At 61.9% G+C, this 15,417-nt stretch carries 14 protein-coding genes and 1 tRNA gene; 8 read left to right on the top strand and 7 right to left on the bottom strand.

Translation table 11 applies throughout. From position 1 onward, the window contains the following. Nucleotides 1-27: 27 nt before the first annotated feature. Genes BQ4888_RS09470 through BQ4888_RS09480 form a run of 3 tightly spaced genes read right to left on the bottom strand, consistent with a single transcriptional unit; the run spans nt 28 to nt 4,900 of the window. On the bottom strand, nt 28-3,126 hold the full coding sequence (locus BQ4888_RS09470) for an efflux RND transporter permease subunit (RefSeq protein ID WP_092056728.1): 3,099 nt from the start codon (nt 3,124-3,126) through the stop codon (nt 28-30). Between the two features lies 1 nt (nt 3,127). Beyond that, on the bottom strand, nt 3,128-4,174 hold the full coding sequence (locus BQ4888_RS09475) for an efflux RND transporter periplasmic adaptor subunit (RefSeq protein ID WP_170232809.1): 1,047 nt from the start codon (nt 4,172-4,174) through the stop codon (nt 3,128-3,130). Between the two features lie 51 nt (nt 4,175-4,225). Next, nucleotides 4,226-4,900, bottom strand: a complete 675-nt coding sequence (locus BQ4888_RS09480; protein ID WP_092056732.1) for a TetR/AcrR family transcriptional regulator — start codon at nt 4,898-4,900, stop codon at nt 4,226-4,228. A gap of 175 nt (nt 4,901-5,075) precedes the next feature. Between BQ4888_RS09480 and BQ4888_RS09485 the strand changes: the two genes are divergently transcribed. The 8 genes from BQ4888_RS09485 to BQ4888_RS09520 all read left to right on the top strand — a co-directional run bounded on the left by BQ4888_RS09485 (nt 5,076) and on the right by BQ4888_RS09520 (nt 12,627). Beyond that, nucleotides 5,076-5,333: an AbrB/MazE/SpoVT family DNA-binding domain-containing protein gene (locus BQ4888_RS09485; RefSeq protein WP_092056734.1), complete on the top strand. Its 258-nt coding sequence runs from the start codon at nt 5,076-5,078 to the stop codon at nt 5,331-5,333. After that, the gene (locus BQ4888_RS09490) at nt 5,333-5,659 is read left to right on the top strand and encodes a type II toxin-antitoxin system PemK/MazF family toxin (RefSeq protein ID WP_092056736.1); all 327 of its coding nucleotides are present in this window, start codon (nt 5,333-5,335) and stop codon (nt 5,657-5,659) included. The genes BQ4888_RS09485 and BQ4888_RS09490 overlap by 1 nt, the downstream gene beginning before the upstream one ends. A 46-nt stretch (nt 5,660-5,705) precedes the next feature. Then, on the top strand, nt 5,706-6,254 hold the full coding sequence (locus tag BQ4888_RS09495) for an HDIG domain-containing metalloprotein (protein ID WP_092056738.1): 549 nt from the start codon (nt 5,706-5,708) through the stop codon (nt 6,252-6,254). Between the two features lie 10 nt (nt 6,255-6,264). Then, nucleotides 6,265-7,839: a bifunctional DedA family/phosphatase PAP2 family protein gene (locus BQ4888_RS09500; RefSeq protein WP_092056740.1), complete on the top strand. Its 1,575-nt coding sequence runs from the start codon at nt 6,265-6,267 to the stop codon at nt 7,837-7,839. Between the two features lie 20 nt (nt 7,840-7,859). Next, nucleotides 7,860-8,885 (top strand): agmatine deiminase family protein, encoded by a 1,026-nt coding sequence (locus BQ4888_RS09505; RefSeq protein WP_092056742.1) that lies wholly within the window; start codon nt 7,860-7,862, stop codon nt 8,883-8,885. Further along, nucleotides 8,882-9,766 (top strand): carbon-nitrogen hydrolase, encoded by an 885-nt coding sequence (locus BQ4888_RS09510; RefSeq protein WP_092056743.1) that lies wholly within the window; start codon nt 8,882-8,884, stop codon nt 9,764-9,766. The genes BQ4888_RS09505 and BQ4888_RS09510 overlap by 4 nt, the downstream gene beginning before the upstream one ends. 3 nt (nt 9,767-9,769) lie before the next feature. Further along, a complete protein-coding gene (locus BQ4888_RS09515; RefSeq protein ID WP_092056745.1) occupies nt 9,770-10,771 on the top strand; it encodes a lytic murein transglycosylase in 1,002 nt (333 codons plus the stop codon). Between the two features lie 155 nt (nt 10,772-10,926). Next, nucleotides 10,927-12,627 (top strand): LTA synthase family protein, encoded by a 1,701-nt coding sequence (locus tag BQ4888_RS09520; RefSeq protein WP_092056747.1) that lies wholly within the window; start codon nt 10,927-10,929, stop codon nt 12,625-12,627. A 42-nt stretch (nt 12,628-12,669) separates the two neighbouring features. Here the strand turns inward: BQ4888_RS09520 and BQ4888_RS09525 are convergent, their stop codons facing one another. The 4 genes from BQ4888_RS09525 to BQ4888_RS09540 form a co-directional block, all read right to left on the bottom strand. Then, on the bottom strand, nt 12,670-13,101 hold the full coding sequence (locus tag BQ4888_RS09525) for an SseB family protein (protein ID WP_092056749.1): 432 nt from the start codon (nt 13,099-13,101) through the stop codon (nt 12,670-12,672). 61 nt (nt 13,102-13,162) lie between these two features. Further along, nucleotides 13,163-13,393 carry a hypothetical protein gene (locus BQ4888_RS09530; RefSeq protein WP_092056750.1) on the bottom strand — a complete coding sequence of 77 codons (231 nt, stop codon included), beginning with the start codon at nt 13,391-13,393 and terminating at the stop codon, nt 13,163-13,165. A 138-nt stretch (nt 13,394-13,531) separates the two neighbouring features. Beyond that, a tRNA-Leu gene (locus BQ4888_RS09535) sits at nt 13,532-13,618 on the bottom strand. Nucleotides 13,619-13,672: 54 nt separating this feature from the next. Then, complete coding sequence (locus tag BQ4888_RS09540) at nt 13,673-15,346, bottom strand: Rqc2 family fibronectin-binding protein (protein ID WP_170232810.1); 1,674 nt, start codon at nt 15,344-15,346, stop codon at nt 13,673-13,675. Nucleotides 15,347-15,417 lie beyond the last annotated feature (71 nt).

Below are 15,417 nucleotides of genomic sequence, written 5' to 3' on the forward strand. Positions count from 1 at the left end.
CTCACCTGAATGCCCTTGTTTCCTCTCTTACCCTTCCTCCACTTCCGTCTTTTCCATCCACCGCGCCATCAACCGATACAACACCGGCACCACCACCAGGGTCAGCAAGGTGGCGAAGGTCAGGCCGAAGATCACCGCCACCGCCATCGGTCCCCACCACTCGGCCGACTCGCCGCCGATCTCCCAGCTTAAGGAGCGGAAATCGAAACTGATCCCCACGGCCATGGGGAGCAGGCCGAGGATGGTGGTGACGGCGGTGAGCATAACCGGGCGGAAGCGCACCGTGCCGGCGCGGATCAGGGCCTCGCGCAAGGGCATCCCCTGGGCGCGCAGCTGGTTGATGTAGTCGATGAGAACGATGGCGTTGTTGACCACAACCCCGGCCAGGGAAATGACGCCGATGCCGGTCATGATGACGCCGAAGGGAGTGACGGTGACGAGCAGGCCGATCAGCACCCCGGTCAGGGAGAGGATGACCGAGGTCATGACGATCAGGGTCTGGGAGAGGGAGTTGAACTGGGTAACGAGCACCAGGGAGATGAGAAAGAGCGCGGCGAGGAAGGCCTTGCCGAGAAAGTCGATAGCCTTCTGCTGTTCTTCCTGCTCGCCGGAGAAGGCCAACTGGTAGCCGCCGGGCAGTTTCAGCTCGACCAGATGCGCCTGCACCTCCTTGAGCACCTCGTTGCTGTTGCGTCCCAGGGTATTGGCGGAAATCGTCACCACCCGTTTCTGATCGAGATGGCGGATGGCACCGAAGCCGGCGGCAAGGCGTATGGTCGCCACCGTGGAAATCGGGACGGGATCGCCGCCAGGGGTGGGAATGAGCAGATTCTCGATATCGACCAACCGCTGACGGCGATCTTCAGGCAGGCGCACGACGATATCGTATTGGTCCTGACCGTAGCGGTAGTTGCCAAGCTTGCTACCGCTGACGGCGGCCTTGACCATGTTGGAGATCTCGGAGGTGGAGAGGTTGAGCAGGGAGGCCTTTTCACGATCGACCAAAATCTGGATTTCCGGCTTGGCTCGGGCGAAGTCATCCTTGAGATCGACCAGGCCGGGCACCTCGGCGATCAGCTTGCGGGCCTGCGCTACCAGCGCATCCAGGGTCTCGATATTCTCACCGCTGATTTCGATATTGATGGGCGGACCGGTCGGCGGGCCGTGCTGTTCCTTCTCGACCTTGATTTCGGCGCCGGCGAAATCGGCCAGGGCGCGGCGCAAGCGCTCCAGCACCGCATCGGAACTTTCCCGGCGATCGATGCGTTCGACAAATTCCATCGAAACCTTGCCCATGTGCGACTGGCCCCCACTCTCGGCGCCAGCCTCGCCGCTCGGTGCCACCCCGGCCTCGCCGGTGACGAAACGGATATCCGCTTCCGCCAGGGCGAGCTTTTCGACCTGACGGACCAGGGCATCGGTACTGTCGAGGCGGGTCCCTTCCGGCGCCTTGATTTCCACAAAGGCCCGGTTCGGCTCGGTATCGGGCAGAAATTCCAGGCCGTGCCCGAACTTCCCGTAGAGGGCGGAAACCCCGATGAGCAGGCCGAAGGCGGCCAGGGCGACGAGCAAGCTGTGATCGAGAGCGATTTCCAGGGTCTTGCGGTAGAGGCGGACGATCAGGGTGCGATCTTCCTGGGGATGGAGTTCCTTCGGGCGCAGGCGCATGAAACCGGCGCAGAGCACCGGATTGATGACCAGGGCGACGAAGAGCGAGGCGCTCAAGGTGATGATCAGGGTAATGGGCAAAAACTTCATGAACTCGCCCATAATCCCCGGCCAGAAGATCATGGGTAAAAAAGCGCAGAGGGTGGTCAGGGTCGAGCTGATCACCGGCCAGCCGACCTCGGATGCGGCGATCCGCGCCGCCTTGATGCGCCCGTTCCCTTCCTGCATGTGGCGATAGACGTTCTCGACAATGACGATGGCGTTATCGACCAGCATCCCCAAAGCGAGGATCAGGCTGAAGAGGACGACCATGTTGAGGGTCATGTCCAACGCCTGGATGACGATAAAAGAGAGGAGCATGGAAAAGGGGATGGCGATGGCGACGAAGAGGGAGTTGCGCAGACCAAGAAAGAAAAAGAGCACGGCGACGACCAAAATCAGGCCGGTGAGGATGTTGTTTTCCAGCTCACTGACCATGCGTCGGATATCCTTGGACTGATTGAGCGTCACCTCCAGGGAGATCCCCTCGGGGACCAGATCGCGAGCCCCTTCCAGCAGGGCGAAGACCTGGTCGGCGACGGCGATGATATTTTCGCCGGTACGCTTCTTCACCGCCAAGCTGATGCTCTCCATGCCCCCCAAGCGGGCATGGCTGAGACGGTCCTCGAAGGTGAAGTCGACCGTCGCCACATCCTTGTAGTAGATGGGGCGGCCGTCGCGGGTGACCATGACCAGGTTGTCGATCTGGTTAGGATCGGTGAACTCGCCGGGGATGCGCAGCAGGTACTTGCCTTCGCCGAGATCGATGCTGCCGCCGGGGATGTTGACGTTTTCCCGCTGGATGGCGGCGAGAATCTCGGCGAAAGAGAGGCGGTAGGCGGCGAGGCGGTCGGGGTCGAACTCGACCCGCACCTGCCGTTCCCGGGCGCCGGTCAGAACCACGTCGAGCACCCCGGGAATCTCCTCGATGCGTTCCTCCAACTCCTCGGAAACCCCCTTGAGGACGGTCTCCCCTACATCCCCGGAGATCGCGACCATGAGGATGGGAAACTCGGAGAGGTTGATTTCGAGGATTGACGGGTCTTCCTCCAGATCGTTGGGGAGATCCCCTTTGGATTGATCGACCTTGTCCCGCACCCACTGCAGGGCGTCGTCGATATCCACGTCGGGATGAAATTCGATGGTGATCATCGACGAGCCTTCGGCGCTCACCGAGCGGATCTCCTCCACCTCCTTGAGCCCCTTGAGCTTGCGCTCGATGGGGAGGGTGATGAGGGATTCGACGTCTTCCGACGCCACCCCTTCGTAATTGGTCACCACCAGCACATAGGGGATGGTGATGTCCGGGTTGGACTCCCGGGGCAGGGTCAAATAGCTATAAATGCCGACGACGACGGCGATGAACATCAGCACATAGACGGTGCCCCGGCGCTGGATGGCGGCGTTGGTGATGAGCATCTCAGGGCTCCACGATGACGATGGGAGAACCGTCGTTGACCAGATGCTGCCCCTTGACCAGCAGCGCCTCGCCCGGACTCAGTCCCGCCTCGACCACCACCCGGCCATCGATGACGGAACCGAGACGCACATCCCGCTGCCGGGCCGTTCCGTCCTCGGCGACGTAGACCAGCTTGCGCCCTTCCTGGTCGACAACGGCGTGCAACGGGATGGCGATCGCCCCGGGCAGCTCCCGGCGCAGGGCGGAGACGCGCACGATCATCCCCGGCCGCAGCCGTCCCCCGCCGTTGGCCACCTCGACCTTGGCCGTGTAGGTGCGGGTCAGGGGATCAGCCTTGTAGGCGAGATGAATGACCTCGCCGGAAAATTCCTCCCCCCCCGTCTGATTGACCTGAGCCGGGGTGAGGCTGACCTTCTCCCCCAGGGTGAGAAAACCGACATCCTTCTCCGGCACTTCCAGCAGCACCTTGAGCCGGTCGACCTGAACCAGCTCGGCCACGGCCATGCCGGCGGTGACATATTCCCCCCGATCGACCAACCACTTGTCGAGCACTCCATTGATCGGCGCATAGAGGGTGCTCTTCTCCAGAGCGACCTGCGCCTGGCGCAGCTCGGCGGCGGCGGCATCCTGGGCGGCGGCGGCATTGTCGTATTCCTGGGGGCTGATAAGTTTTTCGTCACGCAACCGCCGCAGACGATCACGGGAGACGGTACGCAGTTCCGCCTCGGAGCGCGCCCGGTCGAGGGCGGCCTGACGGCTATCGGAATCAATGCGCAGCAGTGGTTCGCCGACCTGCACCCGTTCCCCCTCTTGCGGGCCGCGCCAGCGCACTGGGCCATCGATCTCGGCGGCGAGCAGCAGATCCTCCCAGGCCTCCAACGAACCGGGCAGGGTCAGCAGTTCACGCAGATCGCGGGTCGTCACCGTTTCCACCACGACATTGGTCCGTTTGACCTCGACGGTTGCGGGAGATTCGGGAGCGGACTCGCCCGGGCCTTCTTGAGCGCAGCCGGCCAAGAGCAGAATCAGTAATAAGTAGAGGGGCATGGAGAACATTCCTGATTTATGGGGGGAGGAAGAACTTGGGCGCATGTCGAATCAACTTTCGCCGGAGAGGGTGCGCTGGTGGAGGTAGTGCAAAAGCGTGCTTTCATCGCCGGAAAGCCCCCCGGCGCTGCCGATGCCGGCAAGGGCCTGACGCAGCAGGACGCGGAGCACCGCGGCCATTTCCGCCTCGTTTTGCAGATAGCCCGAATACCAGCTGGAGAGCATGAGCAGGTACTGGGCATAGAGGTGGCCGATGGCGGTCAGCGTGTCGAAGCGTCCGCCGATCTCCCCTCGCCGGCGGGCGCGCTCGAGAATCTCGCCGACGCCGCGGACATAACGGCTGTTGAGTTCCTGCGATTGGGCCCGGCCGGCGGTCCGGGGAAAGGCCATTTCCCGCATCAGCAGCCGACCGAACTCCTGATTGCTGGTGACGAACCGGAACTGGCTGGTAAAAAGGGTCAACAGTTGTTCGAGAACGGGCGCCTCGGGATCGTTCTTTTCCGCCAACACGGCAAAGGCGTAGTCGATCTCGTCTTCGCAGAAGGCCAGAAAGATCTCTTCCTTGGCGCGAAAGTAACCGTAGATCGTCCCCTTGCCAATCCCTGCTGCCCGGGCGATCTTCTCGATACTGGTCTTTTCGAACCCCTGCTCGGCGAAAAGCCGCACCGCCGCCGCGATGATCGCCTGCCGGGTCGCCCGTTTTTTCGCTGCGCGGATACCGCTCATCGTTTACTCCATAAAAAGTCGAACGCGGTCGAATTTTATCCCAGCCCCCCAATGATGGCAATGAGGAATTTCGACCTCGGTCGAATTTTCGAACGGTCCGCTCTTTCTTACTTCGTGATTGCCATGGATGAGAAACATAGGTTATATTTTTATATAACCAACAAGGAGTGTTCCCATGCATACCACCAATCTGCGCAAAGTCGGCGGTTCCGTCATGCTGGCGGTACCGCCGGCGATTCTCGACCTGCTGCATCTTCATCCCGGAGAAACGGTGGGACTGACCGTGGAAGATGGCCGACTGGTGATCGAACCTTCCGTCAAGCCCCGTTACACCCTCGATGAACTGCTCGCCCAGTGTGACGGTTCCGCCGAAATCAGTCCGGAGGATCGGGTCTGGCTCGATGAAAAACCCTCGGGCAACGAGTTGATCTGATGGAACGCGGCGACATCTATCTGGTTTCCCTGGACCCGACCTCGGGGCATGAACAGCAGGGACGACGCCCGGTTTTGATCGTCTCTCCCGGCGCCTTCAACCGCCTCACGCGCACTCCGATCGTGCTCCCGATCACCACCGGAGGGAATTTCGCGCGAACGGCCGGCTTTGCCGTTCCCTTGAGTGGAACGTCGACGAGCGGGGTCATCCGTTGCGATCAGCCCCGTGCCCTCGATCTCGCTTCCCGTCAGGCCCGCAAGCTCGAAAGCGTCCCCCAGGCCGTCATCGACGAGGTTTTGGCCAAATTGACGACGATTTTGCAGTGAGCCGTTATTCTGATGCGAACAGCCGACCCCGCCCGAGGAGGCGCCCATGAACCCCATCCCCTTGATCGAAAAATACTACCCCCCCGGCTCCCTCGCCCACCGCATCCTGCTGCGCCACAGCGGCCGGGTCGCGGCCAAGGCGATGCAGGCCGCCCGCCATGCCGCCTTACGGGAAACGGTCGATGTGCCGTTCGTCCGCGAGGCGGCATTGCTGCACGATATCGGCATCTTCTACACCGACGCGCCGGACCTCGGCTGTCCCGGTGCCTTGCCCTATCTGGCCCACGGCTACAAGGGGCGGGAACTGCTGGAAAAAGAAGGATATCCCCGGCATGCCCTGGTCTGCGAACGGCACATCGGCGTCGGCCTGAGCGCGGATGAGATCCGCGATAAGGGCCTGCCCCTGCCGATCCGCGATATGCTCCCGCTGAGCGTCGAAGAAGAGATCGTCACCTACGCCGATCTCTTCTTCTCCAAAAACCCCCGGGAGCAGGACCGGGAACGGACGCCGGAGGAGGTGCGCAAGACCCTGCGCCGGTTCGGCGAAGACAAGCCGGCGATCTTCGACGCCTGGCACAAGCGCTTCGGCGGCTGAACAAACACCTATGGAAGCCTGGATTCAGGATTTTTTTCACTGGCTGCCGACCGGGGCACTTTACTACGCCCTGGTCTTCCTGATCTCCTTCTGCGAATCCCTGGCCTTCGCCGGAATCGTCGTGCCCGGCAGTACCCTGATCGTCTTCACCGGCTTTCTCGCCGCCAACGGCAAGGGCGCCTACGTGCCGCTAGTGCTCGCCGCCACCCTCGGCGCCATCCTCGGTGACCTGCTCAGTTACTGGCTGGGGGCGCGAATGGGTGCGGCCCTGCTGGCTCGCCCCCTGTTCAAGCGCTACCGGGGACTCTTCCGCAAATCCCAGATCTTCTTTCTCGAACATGGCGGCAAAAGCGTCTTTTTCGGCCGTTTCATCGGCCTGATCCGTCCCTTCATCCCCTTCGTCGCCGGCTACGCCCGCATGCGTCCCGGCCTCTTCGCCCTTTACGCCGTCATCAGCGGCATCCTCTGGGGCCTGGCTTATCCCGGTCTCGGCTATTTCTTCGGCGCCAGTTGGCAGATGGTGGAACTCTGGGCCGGACGCTTCAGCTACCTGCTGGCGGCGCTGGTGGTTCTGCTCGTCGGCAATCATCTCTTCTGGAGAAAACTCGCTCCTCGACTCTGGTCTCTGGGGCAACGGTATCGCCTCCGGATCGCGGAATCATGGCGAAATCTCCTGCAAAGACCGGCGGCACGCCGTCTCAAAGAACGCCATCCGGGATTCTGGACCTTTCTCGCCGATCGCTTCGATCCCCGCCATAGCGCCGGACTCTTTCTCACCGCCGGCTTCGCCGGGGTCCTTCTCTTTTCCGTCCTCTTCATCCTCCTGGTCGGCCCCTTCCCTCATCTCGACCAAAGCATCCACCAGAGCCTCGCCCGATTACGCCATCCCGTCGCCGACCCCATCGCCCTGCTCATCACCTATCTCGGTAATGGGCCGGTCATCGCCCTCCTCGGGATCGGGGCCAATCTCTGGCTGCTTTTGCGCCGCCGCTATTTCAGTATCCTGCTCCTGACCGGGGGAACCCTCGCCGGGGAACTCCTCGTCTATCTCTTCAAGCTCCTCTTCGCCCGGCCCCGGCCCGAATCCCCCTTCATCCATCTGGTCATGGATCTGCACGGCTTTCCCAGCGCCCATGCCTTTGTCGCCCTGGTCTTTTACGGCCTGCTCGTTTATATGCTCCTCGATAGCCTGAACAATCTGGAAAAGCGCTTTTACCTGGTCGTCGGCGGCAGCCTGTTGACTCTGCTCATCGGTTTCAGTCGACTCTACCTGGGGGTGCACTGGTTCAGCGATGTGCTCGGCGGCTACGCCCTCGCCGCCGCCTGGCTGAGCCTGCTCATTACCGCCGGAGAACTGCGCCGCCGCCGGGCCGGTGAGTTCCCCTGGGGTCCGCCGCCGGCCCGCCCCGCCCTCTCGCCGGGTCGTCGGCGGTTGCTTCTCGCTCTGGCCGCCATCCCGCTACTCTGGGCGCTTTGGGACTATGTCGACTATCGCCTGGAAAGGGATCTCGGCCCCCGGCAGAGGTTTACAACCACCGTTGAATCGGCTAGGATGCCTGCCGACAAGCCGGTTTCATCCCCTTGATCGTAAGGATATTCACTTTTATGCGCAGACGTTTGCCCGCCGAATGGGAAGAGCAGGAGGCCGTTCTTCTCGCCTGGCCGCATGTAAATAGCGACTGGTGTGAGGATCTGGCCCTGGTGGAGCCAGTCTTCGTCGCCATCGCGAAAGCCGTCGCTCGCTTTCAGCGGGTGCTGATCGTCGCCCCGGAGACGACGGCGATCGCCGAACAACTGCACCGGGCCGGGATCGATCTGGAGCGGGTTTCGCTCTACGCCCTGCCAACCAACGACACCTGGGCGCGGGATTTCGGCCCGATCACCATCTTCGAGGAGGACGAACCGGTCCTCTGCGATTTCGGCTTCAACGGTTGGGGTCTCAAGTTCGCCGCCCATTTCGACAATCGCATCACCGCCGAACTGGCCCGCCTCGGGGGCTTCGGCCAGCGCCGGGTGTCGGTGCCGGGGCTGATCCTCGAAGGGGGGAGCATCGAAAGCGACGGCGCGGGGACGCTGCTGACCACCGCCCAGTGCCTGCTCGAAGCCAACCGCAATCCCCACCTGACCCGGGTGGAACTGGAAGAAAAGCTGCGGGAACTCTTCGGGGTCGATCATGTCCTCTGGCTGGAACACGGCTATCTGGCCGGGGACGATACCGACTCACACATCGACACCCTGGCGCGGCTCGCCCCGGACAACACCATCCTCTACGTCAGATGCGCCGACGAGCAGGACGAACACTATGGCGCCCTGGCCGCCATGGAGGCGGAGCTGCGCGCCCTGCGCCCCCGCGCCGGGGGGCGTTTCCGTCTGCTCCCTCTGCCCTGGCCCAAAGCCTGCTTCGATGACGAAGGCGGCCGCCTGCCCGCCACCTACGCCAACTTCCTCGTCATCAACGGCGCGGTGCTGGTGCCGACCTACGACGACCCAGCCGACGCCGAAGCCTGCGCCGTCATCGGTCGGGCCTTTCCCGGCCGGGAGATCGTGCCCATCGATTGCCGGGCATTGATCCGGCAACACGGCTCCCTGCATTGCGTCACCATGCAGCTGCCGAAAGGAGTTCCGGCATGAATACGCTGAAAGTCGCCCTGGTGCAGCACGGTTGCACCGCCAACCGGGAAGAAAATATCCGTAAGAGCATTGACGGCATCCGCCGCGCCGCCGCGCAAGGGGCGCAACTGGTAGTGCTGCCGGAGTTGCACTGTGGCCTCTATTTCTGCGTGACGGAAGAGACCGGCTGCTTCGATCAGGCGGAAACCATCCCCGGACCGAGCACCGAGGTCTTCGGCGCTCTCGCCCGGAAACTGGGGATCGTCATCGTCACCTCCCTCTTCGAAAAGCGGGCGCCGGGCCTCTACCACAACACCGCCGTGGTTCTGGAAAAAGACGGCTCCATCGCCGGGAAATACCGCAAGATGCACATCCCCGACGATCCCGGCTATTACGAAAAATTCTATTTCACCCCCGGCGATCTCGGCTTCACCCCCATCGACACCTCCGTCGGCCGCCTCGGGGTACTCGTCTGCTGGGATCAGTGGTATCCGGAAGCGGCGCGGCTGATGGCCATGGCCGGGGCTGAGATGCTCATCTACCCCACCGCCATCGGCTACGATCCCAACGACAGGGCCGATGAGCAGGCCCGTCAGCGCGACGCCTGGATCACCATCCAGCGCGGGCACGCCGTCGCCAACGGCATCCCCGTCGTCAGCGTCAACCGCATCGGCTTCGAGGAAGATCCTTCCGGTCAGACCGCCGGCGCCCGTTTCTGGGGAAGCAGCTTCGCCGCCGGTTGCCAGGGGGAACTGTTGGTCAGTGCCGGCCAAGATCAGGAAGAAGTGCTGCTGGTAGAGATCGATCGGGCGCGTAGCGAAGCGGTGCGGCGCATCTGGCCCTACCTGCGGGATCGGCGCATCGACGCTTACGGTGACCTGTTGCGGCGCTATCGGGATTAAATCATGACAAGATACGCATGTTTCATCGGCTGCCTGCTACTCGCCCTTTTCAGCACGCCGACGTCGGCAATGGCGAACCTTCCCGACTTCACGACCTGGCTCGACCAGGTTCGCGCCGAGGCCCTGGCCCGGGGGATCTCCCCGGCGACGGTCGCCTCCGGCCTGGATGGACTGACGCCGCTCGATTACGTCATCGAACAGGACCGCAAGCAGATGCCGCGCAGCGACGGTCAGAAACGCACCGGGATGTACAGCCGCTATCTGCAACGGGTGATGCCCCCGCAAAAGATTGAACGGGCCAAGGCCCGTTATCTGGAACGCCGCAACCTGTTGCGCCGTATCAACGCCCACTTCGGGGTGCCCGGCCATTATCTGGTGGCGTTGTGGGGGATCGAAAGCCATTTCGGCGATCATCAGGGCAAGACCCCGGTTATCCAGGCCTTGGCCACCCTCGCTTACGACGGCCGGCGGGGGGAGTTTTTCCGGGGGGAACTCTTCCGCGCCCTGGAGATCATCGATCAGGGGCATATCCAGCCGGAGAGCATGGTCGGTTCCTGGGCCGGAGCTATGGGGCAGGTGCAGTTCATGCCGTCGAGTTTCATGAATTTCGCCGTCGATTTCGACGGTGACGGGCGCAAGGACATCTGGAGCAACGAAGCCGATGCTCTGGCCTCAGCCGCCAACTACTTGAATGCCAACGGCTGGCGTTCGGGACAGGGCTGGGGGGAAAAGGTAGTGCTACCCAAGGGTTTCAATACTCGTCTGGCTGGACTGAACACGCGCAAGACCCTCGCTCAATGGCGACGCCTCGGCGTTCGCCATATCGATGGGCCCGGTCATCTCCAGGCATCGCTGCTGCTCCCCGACGGCACCAACAGTCCGGCCTTTCTGGTTTACGACAATTTCCGTGTGCTCCTCCACTGGAACCGCTCCCAATCCTTCGCCCTGACCGTCGGTCATCTGGCCCACCGCCTTTACGCCTTGGAGCGGAAAACCTTTCCCTGAGCAAGGGAACGTAAAATTTTCTTTTCTTTAGAAAATGGTTAGTGTATTGATAGCCGTTGGCTAGGCCGCTCAGCCTGCCCCGTTCCGCCAACGGCGAGACGGGGTTTTTTCGTGGGCCGGCGCAACTTCTCCCGTCGATCCGGAACATACCGACCATGTCAGCCTATCTCGATAAATTCCGTTCCTTGTTCCTGAATCGCTACTTCCTTTTCGTTCTGGCGCTGATCCTGGCCACGGAAATCTGCCAGCGCTGCGGCGGCCTGCCTGCCCTTCGCCATGCCTGGCGCTTGGAAATCCCGCTGCTGCTCTATCTCTACTGGCTCGGCAACCGCATGCTGCGTCCCTCCCGCCGGCAACCCTGGCTGGCGGCGATTCCCGCCGTGCTGCTCTACGTCATCTTCGATCTCTACCACATGCAGTTCGGCCGTCTGCTGCGCATCACCGAAGTTGCGCAGATCCCGGAACTGATCCAGGTTCTCACGCCGGGCATCCGCCTCGCGACCTTTCTGGCGGTGGGTATCCCGTTGACGCTCTTCCTCCGCGCCGTCGCTTGGCGTCGCTGGAAATCGACCCTGGCGGCGGCAATCCCCCTGTTTGCGATCTGTCTCTCCATCGCGCTCTATCCTAGCGGCATCATGGCCCTTTTCGCCAAAACCCAGACGGCCATGGTCTTCTATTCGGATACCAAGAGCGCCAAGGCCAACGGTCGAGTGGCGATGATGCTCTACAACGAGGCGAAGCGCCGCAGCTATCTGCAGGAAACCACCCACTACCAGGGGGATACGCCCTATCTGAAAAAATACGCCAAGCGCACCGAACAGATCCGCCATCAGCGGGATAAGCGCAACGTGCATCTGGTGGTGCTGGAAAGCTTTCTCGACCCATCCCTGCTCGGCGCCGCCCGATACTCCAAGGATCCGGCCCATCCGGCCTTTTCCGAACTGTTCGGCGGCAAAGGCAGCCTGAGCATTTCCCCGGTCTTTGGCGGCGGCACCGCCCAGGCCGAATTCGAGGTACTCTGCGGCGTTCCGGCGATGCGGGAACTGTCAGGGATCGAGTTCGACGTCTTTACCGGCTCCCCCACCCCCTGTCTCCCTTATCTGCTCGCGGAAGGCGGCTATCAGACCCTGGCCAGCAATGCCTACAAGCCCGATTTCTTCAACTCGACCAATGCCTATGCCGGCATGGGCTTCAATAGTATTTTCTACCCTCGGGAGTTCGCCCCGGGCTGGGACAGCTATTTCGGCACCGGCGAGGTCGGCGACGAAATTTACATGTTCGACGGCGACCTGCTGGACAGCAATCTTGCTTTCATCGCCGAAAAGATCCGCGCCAGCAAGGGACGACCGCTCTTCAACTATATCATCGGCATGTACGGCCACCTGCCGCATATCCTCGACGATGCCAAGCGTCCCCGGGTTCTCCGGGTGGAAGGCGCACCCCAGCTCGGCCAACTGGAGCGCGCGGTCAACCAGTATTACTACCGCACCGAGGCCATCGCCAGATTTGTTCAGGGCCTGCAGCGCATCGATCCGGAAAGTCTGGTGATTCTGGTCAGCGATCACCTCCCCAGCCTCGACCAGGGGCCCCTAACCTATCGGTCCCTGAACTATCTGGCCGGAGTGGAGGGGGATATCCACCTCAACCGCATCTACTTCATCGAAAACGGCAAGGTGACGCGTCACCGCACCATCAATCACTACGACGTGCCGCGAATCGTCCTCGACTATGTGACGCGGGGGGAATACTGCCGGGATGGGGATGGGGATTGCGATTTTACCCCGGAAGAGAGCCCCGAGGAAAAGACGGTGTATCGGGAGGAGTACATGACGATCATGGCCAGAGCCATGCTCTGAGTTGAAAAAACGACGCCCGCCTTTTCAGGCGGGCGTTTTACATCAGGCCGGGGCTGAAGAACTTTCCGCTTCACCCTCACAGTTTTCAACCACGCTGCGCAGCCAGCCGATTTCATCGGGGAGAAACTGCTTGGGATAGTCGCTGCCGACATTGAGCGCCCAATGCAGAGGCGGGTCCGATATGCGCGCCAGGGCGTAACCCGCCACCAGCACATAACTGACTTCGGCACCGGCCCAGGCATAGAGGCGATCCTCCCGATCAAACAGCATCAGGAAATCTTCCCCTTCTCCGTCGATAATCAACGGCACCGCATTCTCGGAATCGTCGGCAGTGATTTCCCCGGACTTGCCCTCTTCCGCCTGGGTTGGCACGTAGAAGTTGGAATTGAGAAAAAGATCGTAAAAACGTGTTTGTTTATCGTGATCTTCGGGTTCCTGCTGACAAAGGCTCAGGGCCAGATCGAGGTCGGTCATGGCAAAGGATTCCTTTCGTGGAAGGGGAAAATAAAAATCGTTCGTTGCCGACCGGCGAAGCTCAGTGTTGCGAACGGCGAATACCGCGCCAGATCCGGCAGTGTTTGATCAGTTTGATCAGACAGAGAACCCCGACCATCAGCACCAGGGCGTTGGACAGGTTCAGAGTATACTGGGGACCGAAATAAAAAAAGCCGTGTTCATGCAGCAAGACCAAGGACCCAAGTACCCCGCCGGTCATGGTGATGATGCGCACAATAGTAATCTGTTTGATTGTCAGCCCTTCGGACATGAATCCTCCGCGTTTAGAAAGGCGGTCAGAATACACGTTTCCCCGGAAAAAGGGAAACGGAACCGCCGCTGTCCGCTGCAGCGCCGTTGCCGGACGAAAAAAAGGGTTGACGATTTCTCGTCAACCCCTGTTTTTTCTTGGTGCCGAAGGGGAGACTCGAACTCCCACGCGCCTACGCGCACTAGACCCTGAACCTAGCGTGTCTACCAATTCCACCACTTCGGCGTGAAGCGAGGGTGTTTATAACAAAAGGATTTTGGCATTGCAACAAAAATAACTTTATTCCGATCTTTTTCCGGCATCCCTCTCCAGGCGGCGAGGCGCCACCATCAGGGTCCGTTCCGGCTCGGCCAGAACCAGCCCGGGTCGGGCGCCCTTGGGCTTGCGCACTTTTTTCCCCGAGGTCAGCATCACTTCAACCTTGAGGTCGTGCCGCCCCCGCGAATACCCCGCCGCCAGGGACGCAGCAAAAACGATATCTTCTTCCGGGATCTCACGCCGCCCGTCACGCTTGAGCAGCAGGTGACAACCAGGCAGACGATGAGCGTGAAACCAGAGGTCGTTGGTAGCGGTCAGGGACTTGCTGACCCGGTCGTTGGCGCGGTTATTTAGACCCCAGAAGATGGTCAAGCCCGAGGGGCTAAGAGTTTGCCGGATGCCTGCATCGACACCGGAAGACGCCGGACGCTTAGCAGCGGGGCGTGCCCCCTTGAGCAACCCGGCGGCGACCAACTCTTCCCGCACCGGATCGAGTTCGGCGGGGCTATCCGCCTCCTCCAGCGCCAACGCCACCCCCTCCAGCCAGTCCAGTTCCTCCAGGGTCTCGGTCCGTCGGCGCTCGGCGTGTTCCAGCCCTCGTTTCCCCTTGCGGTGACGCTTGAAGCGGAGCTCGGCGTTTTCCTTCGGCGTCAGCCCCGGGTCGAGGGGAATGGTCACCTGGGTCGGCGGCTCGGCATACCAGTCGTCCACGGAGAGTTCCGTCATCCCTCGACGCAACCGGGCGAGATTGCCGAGCAGCAGTTCGCCCCACTGCTGCTCGCGTTGATAATCGCCCATGCGGGCCGTTTCCGCTTCGATCTGTTCCAGGCGCCGACGCAGCCGTGCCCTGGACTTGCCCAGCAGGCGTTCCAACTCGCCGCGACCGCCGCCAAAAACGGCGTCCTGCGCCCCATCGCAGTAATAGGCCTCGGCCGCTTCGGATACCGTGGCAAAGCGCCGCGCCGATTCCAGTTCCAGATAAGCCGGAAGCAACGGCGTGAGCCAGGAACGTCCCCGCCAACCGACAATACAGGGGGAGAATTTCTCAGCGAGCCAAAGTGCTCGAAAATCCTCCAGAACCGTCCGCAGATCGCCGCCGCAGGCGACGGCCGCATCGAGATCGGCCGCCAAAAGCGGAGTCATGGGCGTCACCGCCTGATTCAGCCAGTCGACCAAAGGCTGCTCAGTCGGCGGTTGCGGAAGGTCTGCGACCAGATCCAGCCGCTCAAGGGCCGGCGGTGGAACGTAGACCGTAGTGGGCAAAGCCGGCCGCCCAGTCTCCGCCTGCCGCTTCAGGCTGTCGACAATCCGCCCTTCGCCGTCGAGAAGCAGAAGATTGGCCTGCGGGCCGTAGAGCTCGGCGACCAGGGTCCAACGACTCTCCCCTGCCCCGCTGAAGACCAGGCGCACGATACGTTCACCGGGAACCCGGGCGATGGTCAGCAGGCGCCGCAGCCGCGATCGCAGCAATTGACAAAAGCGCGGTGGTGTCTGCGGATTGGGCGCGGTCTCGGCGGTCAGATGGAGGCGCGCCGCGCGGGCCGAGGCGGAAATCAGCAGCCGCAGATTCTCCCGCCCATTCCACAGGCGCAGGACCAGATCGTCGGCGCCGGGCTGATGAATTTTACCAACGGCCGCGCCGGTCAACAGGGGTTTAAGTTCGCGGACGATCGCGTCGAGAGTGAGAATATCCATGACGGCCAGCATAAGGGAGGAAAGGACGAAGAGCAAGACTCCATCGACCGTGTCGAACTCAGGGATTTGCC

It is taken from the genome of Desulfuromonas acetexigens (assembly GCF_900111775.1).
Lineage (GTDB): Bacteria > Desulfobacterota > Desulfuromonadia > Desulfuromonadales > Trichloromonadaceae > Trichloromonas > Trichloromonas acetexigens.

Coding starts and splice junctions, on each gene's coding strand:
- BQ4888_RS09495 (WP_092056738.1), top strand. CDS start 5,706: ATGAACCCCATCCCCTTGATCGAAAAATACTACCCCCCCGGCTCCCTC.
- BQ4888_RS09475 (WP_170232809.1), bottom strand. CDS start 4,174: ATGCCCCTCTACTTATTACTGATTCTGCTCTTGGCCGGCTGCGCTCAA.
- BQ4888_RS09525 (WP_092056749.1), bottom strand. CDS start 13,101: ATGACCGACCTCGATCTGGCCCTGAGCCTTTGTCAGCAGGAACCCGAA.
- BQ4888_RS09470 (WP_092056728.1), bottom strand. CDS start 3,126: ATGCTCATCACCAACGCCGCCATCCAGCGCCGGGGCACCGTCTATGTG.
- BQ4888_RS09500 (WP_092056740.1), top strand. CDS start 6,265: ATGGAAGCCTGGATTCAGGATTTTTTTCACTGGCTGCCGACCGGGGCA.
- BQ4888_RS09510 (WP_092056743.1), top strand. CDS start 8,882: ATGAATACGCTGAAAGTCGCCCTGGTGCAGCACGGTTGCACCGCCAAC.
- BQ4888_RS09520 (WP_092056747.1), top strand. CDS start 10,927: ATGTCAGCCTATCTCGATAAATTCCGTTCCTTGTTCCTGAATCGCTAC.
- BQ4888_RS09530 (WP_092056750.1), bottom strand. CDS start 13,393: ATGTCCGAAGGGCTGACAATCAAACAGATTACTATTGTGCGCATCATC.
- BQ4888_RS09540 (WP_170232810.1), bottom strand. CDS start 15,346: ATGGATATTCTCACTCTCGACGCGATCGTCCGCGAACTTAAACCCCTG.
- BQ4888_RS09505 (WP_092056742.1), top strand. CDS start 7,860: ATGCGCAGACGTTTGCCCGCCGAATGGGAAGAGCAGGAGGCCGTTCTT.
- BQ4888_RS09485 (WP_092056734.1), top strand. CDS start 5,076: ATGCATACCACCAATCTGCGCAAAGTCGGCGGTTCCGTCATGCTGGCG.
- BQ4888_RS09490 (WP_092056736.1), top strand. CDS start 5,333: ATGGAACGCGGCGACATCTATCTGGTTTCCCTGGACCCGACCTCGGGG.
- BQ4888_RS09480 (WP_092056732.1), bottom strand. CDS start 4,900: ATGAGCGGTATCCGCGCAGCGAAAAAACGGGCGACCCGGCAGGCGATC.
- BQ4888_RS09515 (WP_092056745.1), top strand. CDS start 9,770: ATGACAAGATACGCATGTTTCATCGGCTGCCTGCTACTCGCCCTTTTC.